This is a genomic window from Chthoniobacterales bacterium, assembly GCA_018883245.1.
In the GTDB taxonomy this organism is placed as follows: Bacteria; Verrucomicrobiota; Verrucomicrobiia; order Chthoniobacterales; family JACTMZ01; genus JACTMZ01.
Genome location: VEQL01000016.1, coordinates 1 through 14678, shown reverse-complemented (window position 1 = coordinate 14678; position 14678 = coordinate 1). Strand labels below are relative to the sequence as shown.

15 protein-coding genes and 1 tRNA gene are annotated in these 14678 nt (G+C 59.9%); 7 read left to right on the top strand and 9 right to left on the bottom strand.

The features are described 5' to 3' along the window. Positions 1-792 (bottom strand): RNA pseudouridine synthase, encoded by a 792-nt coding sequence (locus FGM15_07260; GenBank protein MBU3665658.1) that lies wholly within the window; start codon positions 790-792, stop codon positions 1-3. Positions 793-1006: 214 nt separating this feature from the next. Between FGM15_07260 and FGM15_07255 the strand changes: the two genes are divergently transcribed. Further along, the gene (locus FGM15_07255; protein ID MBU3665657.1) at positions 1007-2314 is read left to right on the top strand and encodes a bifunctional UDP-3-O-[3-hydroxymyristoyl] N-acetylglucosamine deacetylase/3-hydroxyacyl-ACP dehydratase; all 1308 of its coding nucleotides are present in this window, start codon (positions 1007-1009) and stop codon (positions 2312-2314) included. After that, positions 2311-3078, top strand: a complete 768-nt coding sequence (lpxA, locus tag FGM15_07250; protein ID MBU3665656.1) for an acyl-ACP--UDP-N-acetylglucosamine O-acyltransferase — start codon at positions 2311-2313, stop codon at positions 3076-3078. Before FGM15_07255 ends, lpxA begins: the two co-directional genes overlap by 4 nt. Positions 3079-3135: 57 nt before the next feature. On the opposite strand, the gene FGM15_07245 is transcribed toward lpxA, so the two are convergent. The 6 genes from FGM15_07245 to FGM15_07220 form a co-directional block, all read right to left on the bottom strand. Continuing rightward, positions 3136-3744, bottom strand: a complete 609-nt coding sequence (locus FGM15_07245; GenBank protein MBU3665655.1) for a translation initiation factor IF-3 — start codon at positions 3742-3744, stop codon at positions 3136-3138. 48 nt (positions 3745-3792) lie between these two features. After that, on the bottom strand, positions 3793-5628 hold the full coding sequence (locus tag FGM15_07240) for a threonine--tRNA ligase (protein ID MBU3665654.1): 1836 nt from the start codon (positions 5626-5628) through the stop codon (positions 3793-3795). Then, the gene (locus tag FGM15_07235; GenBank protein MBU3665653.1) at positions 5625-5801 is read right to left on the bottom strand and encodes a Trm112 family protein; all 177 of its coding nucleotides are present in this window, start codon (positions 5799-5801) and stop codon (positions 5625-5627) included. The genes FGM15_07240 and FGM15_07235 overlap by 4 nt, the downstream gene beginning before the upstream one ends. Then, a complete protein-coding gene (locus FGM15_07230; GenBank protein MBU3665652.1) occupies positions 5785-6321 on the bottom strand; it encodes a flavin reductase family protein in 537 nt (178 codons plus the stop codon). Before FGM15_07230 ends, FGM15_07235 begins: the two co-directional genes overlap by 17 nt. Further along, the gene (gene moeB / locus FGM15_07225; GenBank protein ID MBU3665651.1) at positions 6282-7415 is read right to left on the bottom strand and encodes a molybdopterin-synthase adenylyltransferase MoeB; all 1134 of its coding nucleotides are present in this window, start codon (positions 7413-7415) and stop codon (positions 6282-6284) included. Before moeB ends, FGM15_07230 begins: the two co-directional genes overlap by 40 nt. Before the next feature lie 105 nt (positions 7416-7520). Beyond that, positions 7521-7763: an acyl carrier protein gene (locus FGM15_07220; protein MBU3665650.1), complete on the bottom strand. Its 243-nt coding sequence runs from the start codon at positions 7761-7763 to the stop codon at positions 7521-7523. Between the two features lie 301 nt (positions 7764-8064). Here FGM15_07220 and FGM15_07215 point away from each other — a divergent pair, with 301 nt between their 5' ends. From FGM15_07215 to FGM15_07205, 3 genes are all read left to right on the top strand, one after another. Further along, complete coding sequence (locus FGM15_07215) at positions 8065-9417, top strand: hypothetical protein (GenBank protein ID MBU3665649.1); 1353 nt, start codon at positions 8065-8067, stop codon at positions 9415-9417. A gap of 107 nt (positions 9418-9524) precedes the next feature. Further along, entirely contained in the window at positions 9525-10031 is a 507-nt protein-coding gene (locus FGM15_07210; GenBank protein ID MBU3665648.1) for a peptidylprolyl isomerase, read from the top strand. 22 nt (positions 10032-10053) lie between these two features. Further along, a tRNA-Tyr gene (locus FGM15_07205) sits at positions 10054-10136 on the top strand. A 175-nt stretch (positions 10137-10311) separates the two neighbouring features. Here FGM15_07205 and FGM15_07200 read toward each other — a convergent pair. Together FGM15_07200 and FGM15_07195 are read right to left on the bottom strand one after the other, a co-directional pair. Continuing rightward, on the bottom strand, positions 10312-11226 hold the full coding sequence (locus FGM15_07200) for a nucleotidyl transferase AbiEii/AbiGii toxin family protein (GenBank protein ID MBU3665647.1): 915 nt from the start codon (positions 11224-11226) through the stop codon (positions 10312-10314). After that, positions 11226-11987, bottom strand: a complete 762-nt coding sequence (locus FGM15_07195; protein ID MBU3665646.1) for a hypothetical protein — start codon at positions 11985-11987, stop codon at positions 11226-11228. Before FGM15_07195 ends, FGM15_07200 begins: the two co-directional genes overlap by 1 nt. A gap of 439 nt (positions 11988-12426) precedes the next feature. Between FGM15_07195 and FGM15_07190 the strand changes: the two genes are divergently transcribed. Next, complete coding sequence (locus tag FGM15_07190) at positions 12427-14052, top strand: SAM-dependent DNA methyltransferase (GenBank protein MBU3665645.1); 1626 nt, start codon at positions 12427-12429, stop codon at positions 14050-14052. 2 nt (positions 14053-14054) lie between these two features. After that, positions 14055-14678, top strand: a 624-nt coding sequence (locus tag FGM15_07185; GenBank protein MBU3665644.1) for a restriction endonuclease subunit S, incomplete at its 3' end; no start/stop codon positions are given.

Below are 14678 nucleotides of genomic sequence, written 5' to 3'. Positions count from 1 at the left end.
TCATTTACGATTCTCGCATGCGAAAAAAGCCAAGTCCTCCGGCAACCCGCTCTCCGCCTGGCGAAAACCCTCGGAGGTGGGAAACTCAAGTCTGCTCGCATGCAGCGCGTGACGCGGCAAGAGGAGTTCGTCCGCCAACGCGGGGGTCCATCCCCTTTCGATAAATTCCAGGTAGGCGGCGCCCCCGCGCCCGCCGTAAATTTTGTCACCGACGAGAGGATGTCCTGCATGGGCGAGATGGACTCGGATCTGGTGCGTCCGGCCGGTGCGCGGTCGCGCGCGCACAAGGGCAAAGCGCTCGCCGCGCTGCTCGAAACGCTTTTCCACCTGCACCGTCGTCAGTGCCGCCGCCCCGCGTTCATCCACGCAACGCTTCAGCCAGACGTCCGACTTGCGCACTTCACCCTGCCTCTCGATCGGCGCGTCGATCACGGTCTCCTCCCATAAAGGCCAGCCGCGCACGATGGCTTGGTATTCCTTGGCAATGGCGCCGCGTTGCATGGCCAGGCCCAGAGAACGCGCGCATTCCCGCGTGACCGCCAGCAGAACCAAACCGCTGGTCTCGCGATCCAAGCGCGTGATGATGGAAATCTTGCCGCGGTTGGCCATTTCGTAGGCCAGAAGCGACCGGAGTCCTTCCCACAAAGTCGGAGTGCCATCCGGCCGGGTCGGATGAGTGAGCAAACCTGCCGGCTTGTCCACGACAATCCAGCCTTCGCCCTCCGCGACAACGCTGAAACTGTCCGCACCGACACTCTGGCCGGCTCCGGTGCGTTCGATTGGATGCGCCATTTCTGGAAAATTATCGCTCGCCGGGACATCAAGTGCACGCCTAGCGAACCGGCCTGATCCACAGTCGTCCCCGATCCGTCTCGAAGATTGCCTCGAAGCGCCCGTCCGACTCATACTATTTCAAATCCATCGCTACGTGCCCCGATGGCGACATCGTGCGGAGTCTTTGCGATGGCCGCCTCGGCCTGCCACAAAACGCAACTCCTTCGCCCACATGCAAAATCAACGCACTCTTGCTTCTGCCGCCTCGCTTTCCGGCGTCTCTCTCCACACCGGTGAAAAAGTCACCCTGACAATCCACCCCGCGCCGACCGACCACGGGTTCAAGTTCCGCCGGTCCGACCTCAAGGATGCGCCTATCGTCGATGCGCTAGCGGCCAACGTCCGCACTGTCGAGCGCGCCACCACTTTGGTTGATGGCAATGTGAAGGTCCACACCGTGGAGCACATCCTCTCCGCACTCACCGGGCTCGGTGTAGACAACGCGCTCATCGACATGGACGCCAACGAGCCGCCGATCGGCGACGGCAGCGCCGCGCCCTATGTGGCCTTGATCAAAAAAGCGGGCATCGTCGAGCAAGACGCACCTCGCCGCTACTGCGAAATCCGCGAGCCGGTCGCCATCCAGACGAAAAACGGATCGATCCTCGTTGTCCTGCCGGACACCAGCTTCCGCGTCTCTTGCACGCAGGCGGGACCGGACGGGAACCACACGCAATACCTCAGCGTGGAAATCACCGCGGAGAACTACGAGAAAGAAATCGCGTCGGCCCGCACGTTTGTCCATTACGAGGATGTTGAACCATTGATGCAGAAAGGCCTGATCCGCGGCGGCAGTCTGGAGAACGCGATCGTGATCCGCGGCGACTCGGTTCTGAGCAAGGAACCCCTGCGCTTCCCCGACGAATTCGTGAGGCACAAGATCCTCGATATCGTCGGCGATCTTGCCCTGGTCGGGCGCCCGATACTCGGGCATGTCGTGGCCGTGAAACCCGGCCACGGGCCCAATACCGAGCTGGCTGCGGCAATCGCCAAGGAACACGCGAAAATGATGGCGATGATCCCGCCGGCCAAGCTGCCCGTCGGGGAACGCGTGCTTCCCACCACGGAGATCATGAAGATTCTCCCGCACCGCTATCCTTTCCTCATGGTCGATCGCATCGTGGCATTCGAGGGGGACTCGAAATGCACCGGCGTGAAGTCCGTCACCATCAATGAACCCTTCTTCCAAGGCCACTTCCCGGGCCACCCGGTGATGCCCGGTGTCCTGCAGGTCGAGGCCATGGCGCAGGTCGCCAGCATCCTCATGATGCTCAACACGCAGAACTCCGGAAAAATCGGCTACTTCATGAGTGCGGACGAGGTGAAGTTCCGGAAGCCTGTCTTTCCCGGCGACACGTTGTTCATCCACTGCGAACTCACCCGCTCGCGCAAAACCATGGCCCGGGCCGCCTGCTCCTGCACGGTCAACGGCGAGGTTGTGAGCGAGGGCACACTTCTTTTCGGCCTCGTCTCCGAATGATCCACCCCACCGCCATCGTGGATCCCGCGGCGCAGGTGCATTCCGGCGCGCGTATCGGCCCCTACTGCATCATCGGGCCGGGCGTCGTCATCGGCGAGGATACCGAACTCCAGAACCACGTGACCATGATGGGCCCGACCCGCGTCGGCCGCGGAAACTTTTTCCACGCCTACACGTCGATCGGACAAAAGACCCAGGATCTCAAATACGAAGGCGAGCCTACCTTTCTCGAAATCGGCGATGGAAACGTGTTCCGCGAATTTTGCACGGTCAACCGCGGCACTCTTCCGGGCACGAAAACCATCATCGGAAACGGTGGAAATTTTCTCGCATACTCGCACATCGCGCATGACTGCTTGGTCGGAGACAAGGTGATCTTCTCCAACAACGGCACGCTTGCGGGGCACGTGCATGTTGGCGATCACGCGGTCATCGGCGGCCTCACCGCCATCCACCAATTCTGCCGGGTCGGGCGGCACGCCATCACGGGCGGATGCTCGAAAATCGTCCAAGACGTTCCGCCCTTTTTCATCGCAGACGGCAATCCTGCCGAAGTCCGCGGCGTCAATCAGGTAGGCCTTGAGCGCGCAGGCTTCGCGCCGGAGACCATCCGCGCGCTCAAGGAAGCTTACCGCATTCTCTATCGCGGCAAACTCAACGTGAAGCAGTCGGTCGAGGCCATCCGCACAGAATTGCCGGGCATTCCCGAGATCGCGGAACTCTGCGCATTCATCGAGTCGAGCGAGCGCGGCATCATCCGCTGATCCCGTCAGCGGCGCCGGATCTGCTGCGACGTTGCAGCGGACTTCAGCGACCTTGATCTAGTCGTCCGTCTCGTCCGGAACAGCGCTGTCGTCTTCCGGCTCCACTTCCATGGGTGCGAACTTCCGCTTGCGCTTGTTTGCCGGGAGCGGGCTCATGGTCATGTTGATAGCGCGACCGACGAGCTTGGGCTCCATGTCGACATGACCCATGGTGGCAAGATCCTCGCGGACGCGCTTGACCACGGCCATTCCCAATTCCTGGTGCGCCATCTGGCGCCCGCGGAACTGCAGCTGGATCTTGAGCTTGTTGCCTTTGTCGAGGAACTCCTCGGCGTGACGGACCTTGGTCAGGTAGTCGTGGTTGTCGATGTTCACCCGGAACTTCACTTCTTTGACCTTGCCCGCGTGCGACTTGCGGTCCTTCTCCTGCTTGGCCAGTTCGTAGCGGTATTTCCCGAAGTTGACGATGCGGCAGACGGGCGGATTGGCATTCGGCGCGACTTCGACGAGATCCAAACCCAATTCTTCGGCTTTCCGGAGGGCATCGGGCAACTTCAGCACGCCGAGTTGCTCGTTGGTGGCGCCGTTGATGACGCGGACTTCGCGCGCGCGGATGCGGTGGTTGACCCGTATCGCGGGCGGCTGTGGAGTGCGTGAGAAGGACAAGCGTTTGCGGTGATGTGATCCCGTGAGCGTGCGGGATGTCAGGAGTGACTACAGGACTCGTTCACTGATTTCGTTTTTAATGCGCTCAACAAAGTTTTCCAGGCCCAAGGCGCCTTCGTCACCGGCTTTACGGCTTCTCACAGAAACCTGCCGCGACTCGGCCTCCTTGCCGCCTACCACGAGCATGTAAGGCACTTTCTCGACCTGCGCAAGGCGAATCTTGGCGCCGAGTTTGTCCTGCGACTCATCGGCCGTCGCCCGGACGCCGGCCGACTTGAGTGCTTGCACAACTTCGCGGGCGTAGTCCGCGACCTTCTCGGAAACGGGAAGCACGCGCGCTTGCTCGGGCGAAAGCCACACGGGAAAAGCCCCGGCAAAGTGCTCGATGAGAACGCCGACAAAACGCTCCATGGAGCCGAACGGTGCGCGGTGGATCATCACAGGGCGGTGCGGCTTGTTGTCCGCGCCCGTGTAGTGCAACTCGAAGCGCTCCGGCAGTTGGAAATCGACTTGAACCGTCCCGAGCTGCCACTCGCGCCCGATCACATCGCGCACGACAAAGTCGATCTTCGGCCCGTAGAACGCGGCCTCTCCCCTCTCCTCGGTGTAGGGAACACCGAGGGTCTTGGCGGCCTGACGGCAGGCCTCTTCGGCGCGCTCCCAGTCCTCGGGGCGTCCGACATATTTGTCCGAGCCCGGCTCGCGCAAGCCGAGCCGCACGCGGTAATCGGCCATGCGGAAAACGGAGAAAACTTTTTTGACCAGGTCGAGGCACCCCTGGATTTCCGCCGCCATCTGGTCCTCGGTGACAAAGAGATGCGCGTCGTCCTGCGTGAAGCCGCGCACGCGGGTCATGCCGTTGAGTTCCCCCGACTGCTCCCAGCGGTAAACGGTGCCGAACTCGGCCAGGCGCACGGGCAAATCGCGGTAGCTGCGCGGCTGCGAAGCAAAGATCTTGATGTGCATCGGGCAATTCATCGGCTTGAGCAGATAGCCTTCGGCCTCGCCCTTCTCGAGGCGCGCGGCCAGATCGGCGCAGGAACACCCATCCTCCGCAAGGCGATGGAGTGTCTCCCGCTCGACCAGCGGCGGATATTGCGAGTCGGAGTAGTAAGGATAGTGGCCCGACGTGCGGTAAAGCTCGAGGCGACCGATGTGCGGCGTGAACACTTGTTCGTAGCCCTGCTTGCGGAGTTCCTCGCTGATGAAATCCTGCAATTCTTGCCGGACCACCGCACCCTTGGGAGTCCAAAGGATGAGACCTGCGCCGACCGCGTCATCCACGTGAAAAAGTTGCAGCTCGCGCCCGAGCTTGCGGTGATCACGCTTGCGCGCCTCTTCCATCATTTCGCGCCATTTCGCGAGTTCGTCCTTCGTGGAAAACGCGATGCCGTAGATTCGCTGGAGCTGCGGATTTTTCTCGTCGCCCTTGTAGTAGGCGCTGGCAACCGCGGTGAGGGCAAATGCCCCGATTTTTCCCGTTGAGGCAACGTGCGGCCCGGCGCAGAGGTCGGTGAACGCGCCATTGCGGTAAAGGCTGATCTCCTCGCCGTCGGGTATGCCTTCGAGAATATCCAACTTGTAGCGACTCGGAACGCCGCGCTCGCCCAGAGCCGCAAGCTTGCCATGACGTCCGAGTTCCATTGCCTCCGAGCGCGAAACCACGCTGCGCTCGAACGGCTGATCGTCCGCGATGATCCTCGCCATCTCGGCTTCGATCTTGGGAAAGTCCTCGGGCGAAATGCGGTGGGACAAATCGACGTCGTAGTAAAAGCCCTGCTCGACCGGGGGACCGGCGGCAAATTGCGCTTCGGGCCAGAGGCGCAAAACGGCCTCCGCCAACACATGGGCGCAAGAGTGGCGCAGTGTCTCAAGCTCGGTCATGACAGCACCTCCGAAACCTCGTCCGGCAAAAGCACCGGAATCCCGTGGTCCATGCGGTAAGCCAGCTTGCCATCCTCCGTCACCAATCGTCCGCCTTCCTCATGCAGCTTTTGCCCCGTGCGCGGGCAGCGCAAGACTTCGAACAGGAAATCCATTTCAGTAGGCGAATCCATTTTTGCGGACGCGGATCATCGGCTCCCCTTCCTCACGGTGCAAGCAGCCTTCCATGACTTCGGCCACATACACGACGTGGTCGCCGGCGGCGACCGAACCGCGGCACCGGCACGCGAGCCACGCCAACGCATCGGCCAACTGCGGAAGACCGTGGCCGTTGTCCAACAGCTTGAACGAAGCGAAGGGATCCTCCTCACGCCCCGAGGCGAAGGCCGCGAGAATCTTTTTGTCCTCGGATCCAAGAATATTGACGGCAAAAAGGCCACCATGCTCCAGGACGGCGCGGAGCGGCCTGTCTTTTCCGAGCGAGATGCTGATCATCGGCGGCTCGAACCCCGCCTGTTCGACAAAACTGCACAACATTCCCGTGCGCCGGCCTTCAAGTGTTGCGCCCACGGCATAGAGCCCGCTCGGAATACGGCCAAGCGCCGCTTTTAGTCCTTCTTCGCCTGTCAAAATCGAATGCACGTGTGTGAATGTTAGTAGGTCGGAACGCCAGAGTCGATTTCTTGCGACCACGCGGCGATTCCTCCCCGCACGTTGACGGCCGCGCCAAAACCCGAGCCTCGCAGAAACTCCACCGCGCGTGCACTTCGCACGCCGCCATGGCACATGACATAGACCGGGATGTCGCGCGGAATCTCTCCCGTTCGGGCCGGCAACTCACCCAGCGGAATGTGCAGGCAAGGGTCCAGCCGCGCGACGGACAGTTCCCAGGCCTCGCGCACGTCGAGGAGGACGTGAGGACGTCCCGATTTACGCACGGCATCGAGTTCGCCAACATTGATTTCGTCGATGCCCGGATCCATCCCGCTTGCGCAACCCGTCCCCTCCTGCGCCAATGGCTTGTCGCGACGGCCGGGCGCACAGCGCTCGCACTGGGGATCATTCCGCAACCCGAACTCGCGAAATTTCACGCCGAGCGCATCGATGTGCAGCAAACGTCCGAGCAGCGGATCGCCGATGCCGGTGACGAGTTTCATCGCCTCGAGCGCCTGCAAGATTCCGACGAGTCCGGGCATGACGCCGAGCACGCCGGCCTCTGCGCAGGAGGGAGCTTCGCCCGGTTCCGGCGCACGCGGATTCACACACCGGTAACAAGGTCCGCCAAGGTGCGGGGCAAAGACGGCCACCTGCCCTTCGAAACGCCACACGGATCCATAAACATTCGGGATGCCCAGCACCACACAGGCGTCGTTGGATGCATAGCGTGTCGGAAAATTGTCCGAACCATCGATCACCACATCCCACCCCCGGATCAGCTCCACGGCATTCTCCGCCGTCAAGCGGTCGCAGATCGCTTTCACGCGCACATGCGGATTCGCGGCGTGCAGGCGGTCTTTGGCCGAGTCAACCTTCGGGCGCCCGCGGTCCGCGGTTCCATGGAGGATTTGCCGATGCAGATTCGACAACTCGACTTTGTCCGGATCGACAATGCCGAGGGCGCCCACGCCGGCGGAGGCCAGATAAAGCGCCGCCGGCGAGCCGAGTCCCCCCGCACCGACAAGAAGAACACGCGCCCGCGCCAGCTTTTCCTGCCCCTCATGTCCGAACTCCGGCAGCGCCATCTGCCGCGCATACCGTTCGATCTCGCCGGAAGCTAATGTCCCCATATGAAAAACAAATAGCCGTGCACGCCGCGTCCGCAAAGAAAACAGCCCCGGAGCGCGGCCCCGGGGCTGTGACAAGACGCGCCGGGACAGCCCGGCAAAATCCGCTTACTTTTTGTTCGCTTCGATGTATTTGACCACATCGCCGACGGTTTGCAGCTTCTCTGCCTCCTCGTCGGGAACTTCAACGCCGAACTCCTCCTCGAAAGCCATGACCAGCTCCACGGTGTCGAGCGAATCGGCACCGAGATCCTCGATGAATGACGCGGTAGGCGTCACTTGCTCGGGATTGACACTGAGCTCTTTGACGATGATTTCTTTGACTCTTTCTTCGATGGGTTTGTCGGACATAAGAATTTGGTTGGATTGAATGGAAACGCTTATTGGCTGGATCAAGCGATTGCAATAAAGAAAACCATCCCCGGCTGGAACCGGCACCCCGATTTTCCATGGCTCTCTACACGCGATCGATCACCCTGCCTGCCAGTCCCTGCAGGCTCTGGAGGTTCCACGAAAACCCCCGCAACCTTCGTATTGTCGCGCCGTCGGGCATGAATATACGCCGGATCGAGGCGAAGGAGACCGCCGCCGTCGGGGAGCAATTCACCGTGGTTGTGCAGACGGGGCCCTTCGTGCTTCGCTGGACCGGGCAATGGCAAAAAGTCGATCCGCCATCCGTGCTGGTCGATACCGGCGTGGAGTGCCCGTTTTCTTTTTGGCAGCACGAGCACCTTTTCGAACCGGCGCACGACGACTCGGGCACGGTCATGACCGACCGCGTCACATTCCGTCTTCCACCCCGGCGCGGCGGGCGGCCGGCCGACTGGGTGCTTGCGCGGTTTGTTTTCCCGGTCATTTTCGCGGGCCGCCACAGGGCAATGCTCGATTGGCTCCAGCGGGAGCGAGCCTGAAAAACCTCTGGCCGGGCATGCCCGCCCCTGCCAGACTCCCGGCTCCTATGAAATCAGTCATCCGCCGGGCAGCCGCCCTTCTGTTTGTCTTCACTGCGTGCTCATTGTCGCTTCACGCGCAGACTCCCAAAGGCGACGCCAAAAGCGAGAGCGTCGATCTGCCGGATCCCGTCGCCGTGGTCGAAGGCGAAAAAATTTCCCGAGCGGATCTCCAGGACGCCTTCAACAATGCCCTCGCCTCATCCGGCATGAACGCGGCGGATCTCACGGCCGAACAAAAAATGGCCGGATATCGCGAGATCCTCGACCAACTCATCATCGACAAGCTCGTCTCGCGCAAAGCTTCCTCCGTTGAAATCAAGGACGCCGACTTGGAGGCCGAAATCAAAAAGATCAAGGGCCAATTCCCCAGCGAGGACGTCTTCAAGAGCGAAATGACCAAAGCCGGCGTCACCGAGACCGCGTTCCGCGACGATGTTAAGCGCAGCATGCAGCAGCAGACTTGGATGAAGTCCCAGATCGCCGACAAAGACAAAGTTGCCGATGCGGACGTGAAAAAATTCTACGACGAGAACAAAAAGGAGTTCGAGCAACCCGAGTTGGTTCGCGCCAGCCATATCCTCATCCGCATCCCCGAGGGCGCAAACGACGAAGTCGTGGCCGAGAAAAAGAAAGCCGCAGAAGCCGCCCTCGAACGCGTGACCAAGAAAAAAGAAGACTTCACCGCAGTCGCCAAAGAAGTCTCGGAAGAACCCGGCGCCAAAGAATCCGGCGGCGACCTCAACTTTTTCCCGAAGGAGCGCATGGTTCCGGAGTTCGCCAATGCCGCTTTTGCCCTCAAAGAAGGCGAAATCAGCAAGGAGCCGGTGAAGACCCAGTTCGGCTGGCACGTGATCAAAGTCACCGGACGCAAAGCTCCCGGCACGCTGTCCTTTGACGAATCAAAGGAGCAGATCAAGCGCTACCTCGAGGAGCCCAAGCGCCGCGAGATCGTCCGCGGCGTGATCGAAAGCATCCGCTCGGAGGCCAAGGTCGAGAACAAGCTGCCCGCCCCCGCGCCGTCAGCCACCGCCCCGGCCAAGAAAGAAAGCTGAGCCGTCCCGAGATGAAGCAGTGCCTCCGCGCCTTGGTTGCCGGCGTGATCCTTCTCGCCGCGTCTGCGTCTTCGCACGCGCAGCAACTCGGCCCCGATGTGGCCGTGATGGATGTCAAAATCGGTGACGACCGCGATTTGCGTCGCGTCGTCATCGGCCTCTATGACAACGCCGCCCCGCAGCACGTGGAAAACTTCAAGACGCTCGTCCGTCAAAAATATTACCGCGGAATGCAGTTTCACCGCGCGTTTCCCGGGACGCTCGTGCAGACGGGTGACCCCTACAGCAAGCGCGGCCCGACAGACCGCACCGGCACCGGTGGCCCGGGTTGGACCGTGCCGGCCGAGATCCGTCTGCCGCACGTCAAGGGATCCGTCGCCGCCGCGCGCCTCGACACCAAGATCAATCCCGCGCGCGTCTCCAACGGCAGCCAGTTTTATGTCACGCTCAAGCCCATGCCTGCGCTCAACGGTCAATACACCGTCTTCGGCCGCGTGCTTGATGGTCTCGACGTGCTCGATGCCATCAGCCGGCAACGCACTGACCGCAACAACTTTCCCTTGGAAAAAATCGTCATTAAACGCATAGTCCTCGAACCGCGCGTCGGTTCTTGAGACATAGACGACGCGCAATTCAGGGCAGGTTCCGGAGTGGCCAAACGGGGCAGACTGTAAATCTGCTGGCTCTTGCCTTCAGTGGTTCGAATCCACTCCTGCCCACTCCCCTCATAAGGAGAGACGTGCGCTGAAGCGCCGTGTCATGAACACCCACTTTGGGCCTCGCCATAAAGGAGTAAAAACTCCTGGGAGAGGCCTGAAATTGGCCGTTTTTTGGCCGTGAAAATACCACCCTTGGGGATCACCCATCATCTAAAACTCCCCATCGCCAATAGTCCTACCCCAGCCGCTTTAACAACTCGTCGGCCTGCTTTCTGAATTTTTCGGGGTTCGTTTTTTTGAGTTTTCGCAAATTTTCCTGCTTCCACCGTAGCGCCGGCAACTCCGCCAGATGCTCGAACGGCATCAAGCTCCACTCCGGCTCGGCGCGTGCCACGCTGAGCAGGAAATCCCTATGCCGCAATTCCAAGGCGTTGGCCAAACATGCCCTCAGATGCGAACGCGCCTCTTTCAATTCGTCGAGCGAGACAGATTCACGGGTTAGGCCAAGAAACTCCCCCTCGTAGGCGAGGTCGAGAGGTTGATCTGTGGAAAATAAAACCTCGTGAATTGGGCGGCTATGCCCTGCGAGATAGCAAACAAAGCAATCAACCACACCCTCCCCAAGTCCGTTTGCGGCGAGTATTTCGCGAATATCGAATAAATCACGCGGATGCTGCCTATCCAGAGCGGCAACCATTTTGCTGCCGTAAAGCTCGTCTTCCCCGAGCACCGGCAAGTTCACCTCGACGGAGAAAAGTTCGCCCGCCTCCGCAACAATGGGACGCTTCTCCACAGGCAGAAGCGTGCCTCGAAAATTGTAGTTCACCTCGACTTTGACCTGAGCCTTGTCTTTGCCGACAAGAATCTTCGCCTCCTCCCCTTCCTGCGTTGATAGAGTCCGCGCAGACAAACCCGAGCCTTTCAACTCGCCGACCAATTGGGACAGCGAAGAAGCTATTTCCGCCAAGGCAGCTTCTCTTGGCATCGTGTGCTCGACAAACACAACGTCGATATCCACCGATAGCCTGGGCAGGTTCCGCACGAACAGATTCAGCGCGGTGCCTCCTTTCATGGCGAAGCGAGAATTGCGGAAAACTCGCGGCGCAACCTCCAAGAGAAGGCGGACAGTATCGATATATTGCTTGTCCATCAGGCTTTCAGGATGAGCCGTTTGCCATCTCGCGTAAATCCGCTCCACTTCCCGCGCCCGAGGTTTCGGGCCGCCGCTTTCCGCGCCGTCGCCGCCCAAGGGAGTCCGAGATCCTCGGACCACGTTACGCAAAGACGCACAACCTTCACTCTGACACAGCACTTGAGTAGGACCCCAAGAACATCTCCTCGTATTGAAACAAGCAGTTCCATGATATGCCGAGCCTCCTCCACCCCCTGCTGTTGCCCGACATCGCTCAGCATCTCCAGCAGGGCTCGCTCCGGAACGGACACCAGCGCGCCGTCGGCAGTTTCGGGGAGCGGCTTCAATCCAAAATCTTTGGGCAACTCCGCTGAAAAAAGATGTTTCGAAACATAGCGGGCTGGAAATTGCGCGAGAAACCACGCAGGCAATTTTCCACGTGCATCGCCCCACAAGACGAGACGCTCTCGCACCGCAAGATTGTGGCGGAAGCCCCGCCATCCAAGCGCCGTCTTGCCCCCGACATGAAGGCCAGACAGCCGCGTCGCCAAGAGCTTGATGCAAGCATCGCGCTGCAACTTATCGTGCGGAAAAGCAAAAACACCGCGCTCCAAACGCACGAGCCATCCGCTTTTCAAATAATGGTAAGCCAAAGCCGAAGACACTCCCTGTCCCCTCATTGCTTCCGTAGTGAGCGGACAGCCGCGGGGAAGTTCCGTCTGGACTGCTTGGAGTAAGTTTTGCCTCTTAATTAAAGCCACACTTGAACTCATAAGCATGTTTTACACCTCCCGCAAGGAATTCATTCTGCGGAAGCTGGGCACAAGCTTTGCGAGAGCCCCCGGTCTCTTCTTTTGCGTCCGTATAAATCGCGCAGGTGTGGCGCCCCCGTGAGGAGGCTACAGAAGATCCTTCGAGCGAGTCCGCTGAGTGTGCTGCCTGTGCATCGACGGACAAGAACACGTGGTCGCGGCATCGCCAACGGCGACATCTCGATACCACCCCCCGCAAAATGTTCGTCGTATTGGAAGGTCGCCACATCCCGCCCCACATCGAGCGAAACTGCGCCGATTGTTCCACCCGCGCCCGCTTATGACACGCTAGAGGCTTGCGCTTGTCTCGCGGAAGCCCGGAGATGGGGTGATGATGCACTACTTCCGCCCTCGTTGGGTGCTATTTGCTTCTGGATACGCAATAGGGGCTTTACTCTGACCAGATATGAAATGGGTTGCCCCCTCCGCGAGTAACGAAGCCCAGACGACCCTCGAAAAGCGGCTTTGGGATGCCGCCGACCAGCTTCGCGCCAACTCCGGCCTGACCTCGGCACAATACTCCCAGCCCGTCCTCGGTCTGATTTTCCTTCGCTTCGCCGATGCCCGCTTCGAGGCTCGACGAAAGGAACTCGAAAAGCAGTCCGCCAAGTCTTCGCGGCGTGCCTCGCCTGTCGATGACCCGGCGGCGTATCACGCGGAGCGTGTGATATTCCTACCCGAGGGCGCACGCTTCGGGGAACTGCTGGAGTATCCCGAAGGCGGGCGCGGGGGAAAGAGCCTCGGGCAGGCTGTCAACGACGCGATGAGCGCCATCGAGCGAGACAACCCGCAACTCGCGGGCGTGTTGCCGAAGGGCTACCAGTCTTTCGATGCGCGGCTCCTCAAGGAGCTTCTCAAAGCTTTCTCGACTATCCGCGCAGACATCGGCGGCGATGCATTCGGGCGCATCTACGAGTATTTCCTCGGTGAGTTTGCGATGAAGGAGGGACAAGGCGGCGGCGAGTTCTACACGCCCGAGAGCATTGTCCGCCTACTCGTGGAAGTCTTGGAGCCGTTCCACGGGCGCATTCTCGACCCAGCCTGCGGCTCTGGCGGAATGTTCGTCTCGTCAGCCCGCTTCGTTGCGGAGCACAAAGCGAACCCTACCGCGAAGTTATCCATTTTCGGGCAGGAGAAGGTTGCCGACACAACCAAGCTTTGCCGGATGAACCTCGCTGTCCACGGACTTGAGGGCGACATCCGTGAAGCCATCACTTACTACGACGACCCGCACAAACTCACCGGCAAATTCGACTTCGTCCTCGCCAATCCGCCCTTCAACGTGGACTCGGTCGATAAGGAGCGACTCAAAGACCAGACAGGCGCGGGAAGACGTTTTCCGTTCGGGTTGCCACGTGCTGACAACGCGAACTACCTCTGGATTCAGCTTTTCTACGCCGCACTGAACGACGCGGGTAGAGCGGGATTCGTGATGGCAAACTCTGCCTCCGATGCCCGCTCCTCCGAGCAGGACATCCGTCAGCGGCTCATCGAGGCGCAAGCTGTCGATGCCGTCGTGGCAGTCGGCTCGAATATGTTCTACACGGTGACGTTGCCCTGCACGCTGTGGTTCCTCGACAAGGGCAAGAGCAAGACCGACCGCAGGGACAAAGTTCTCTTCGTTGATGCGAGGCATATCTACCGCCAAGTCACCCGCGCCGTTCGCGACTGGACACCTGCACAGATTGGCTTCCTTGCCAACATTGTCCGCATCTACCGAGGCGAAGAGCCCGATTACACGCTGGGCGACGGCGAGACGGAGGAGAAGCTCAAGGAGGTTTTCGGCAAGAAGCCGAAATACACGGACATTGCGGGGCTCTGCAAAGCCGCCACGCTCGATGAAATTAAAGCACAGGGTTGGTCGCTGAACCCTGGTCGCTACGTCGGCGTTTCGGCGGGCGAATCCGTTAGTGACGAAGACTTCAAGGAGCAACTCGAAGCGCTCAACGAAGAACTCGAAGCCCTGAACTCTCAAGCGCATGAGCTTGAACAAACCATCGCCCGCAACGTGGCGGAGATTTTGGAGGCGTGACGATGGCTACACTGCGACGAGCGCGAATGGAGGAGCTTTGTGAGTTGGTGACTGATGGCACGCACGATTCCCCCAAACTTCAAAAGGACGGCGTGCCGTTCATTAAAGGAAAAAACATCTCCGGCGGCACGGTTGATTTCTCAACCTGTGATTTCATCACGCAGCAAGACCACGAAGAAGCCTGCAAGAGAGTGAAGCCTCGACGGGGTGACATCTTGTTCAGCAACATTGGTTCAGTTGGTGACACTGCATTAGTCAAAGATGACCGCGAGTTCAGCATCAAAAACGTCGCGCTATTTCGCCCAAACAGCCACAAGGTAGAAGGTAGCTATTTTTACTATGTCGTTTTGAGCCCTGAGTTCCGGTCAAACGTAATAAATGTGCGCTCAGGCGCCGCTCAGCCGTTTATCAGCCTCGCGAACCTCCGAGCCTTCGAGGTCAGCTACATCGAAGACTTCAACACACAGCGTCGAGTTTCAGGCATCCTTTCCGCATACGACGAGCTGATTGAAAACAGCCAGCGGCGGATTCGGATTCTGGAGACGATGGCTCGCTCCCTTTATCAGGAGTGGTTCGTCAACTTCCGCTTCCCTGAACACGAGAAACACCCCCGCGTCACTTCACCC